Annotated in this window: 1 protein-coding gene and 1 pseudogene; both read left to right on the top strand. The window is 74.2% G+C overall.

Annotation, left to right across the window (positions count from 1 at the left end):
- The coding region (locus J2852_RS31270) for a CoA transferase subunit A (protein ID WP_209883187.1) at positions 1-922 on the top strand (922 nt) is incomplete at its 5' end.
- 11 nt (positions 923-933) lie between these two features.
- Positions 934-1,202 (top strand): annotated as a pseudogene (locus J2852_RS31275) (hypothetical protein); the annotation flags it as partial.

Genomic DNA, 1,202 nt, shown 5'->3' on the forward strand with positions numbered 1-1,202 from the left:
CCCCTTTCACTGCGACGGACACTGGCGTGGCTCGATGAGCACCTTCTCCAAAGACTGCGGCGCGGCCGACGTGATCGCGCAACTGCGCGACGGCATGACCCTGGGCATCGGCGGCTGGGGGCCGCGCCGCAAGCCGATGGCGCTGATCCGCGCCATCCTGCGCTCGCCCCTGCGCGACCTCACCCTGGTCACCTACGGCGGCCCCGAGGTCGGCATGCTGTGCGCCGCCGGCAAGCTGCGCAAGCTCGTCTTCGGCTTCGTCACCCTCGACGCCATCCCGCTCGAACCGTACTTCCGCAAGGCCCGCGAGAGCGCCGCCCTGGCCGTGGCCGAGTACGACGAGGGCATGCTGCAATGGGGCCTGCGCGCCGCCGCCATGCGCCTGCCGTTCCTGCCGACCCGCGTCGGCTTGGGCAGCGACGTGCTCACCCACAACCCCGAGCTGCGCACCGTGCGCTCGCCCTACGCCGACGGCGAGCTGCTGGTCGCCATGCCGGCCCTGCCGCTCGACGCCGCGCTGCTGCACGTCGACCGCGCCGACCGCCTGGGCAACGTGCAGATCGACGGCCCCGACCCCTACTTCGACGAGCACTACGCCCGCGCCGCCCAGCGCTGCTTCGTGTCGTGCGAGGAGATGCCCGAGCGCCTCGACCTCAGCCACCCCGAGCGGGCCCGCTTCAACCCCTTCGAGCGCACCCTGGTCAGCGGCGTCGTGCACGCCCCCGGCGGCGCCCACCCGACCTCGTGCGCGCCGCGCTACGGCTGGGACCTGGAGGAGCTGAAGCGCTACGTCGCCTCGGCCGGCGAGGAGGGCGGCTGGGCGCGCTACCGCGCCGAGGTGATCGGCGCCGACGAGGCGGGGTATCTGGAGCGCGTCGGCGGGCTGGCGCGGGTGACCGGGCTGCCGGTGGCGGCGATCTGAGGGAGGGGGCGATGGCGCAGACACAGACACAGACACAGGATTTCACGCTGGCCGAGCTGCTGATCGCGGCGGCCTCGGAGGCGTGGCGCGGCGACGGCGAGGTGCTGGCCTCGGGCATCGGCACCATCCCGCGCCTGGCCGCCGGGCTGGCCAAGCTGACGCACGGCCCGGCGCTGCTGCTGACCGACGGCGAGGCGCATCTGGTCGAGGAGCCGGTGCCGCTGGGGCCGCGCGCCGCGCCGCCGCGGCCGTCCGGCTGGATGCCGTTCTCGCGCATCTT

The organism is Azospirillum soli (genome assembly GCF_017876165.1).
Taxonomy (GTDB): domain Bacteria; phylum Pseudomonadota; class Alphaproteobacteria; order Azospirillales; family Azospirillaceae; genus Azospirillum; species Azospirillum soli.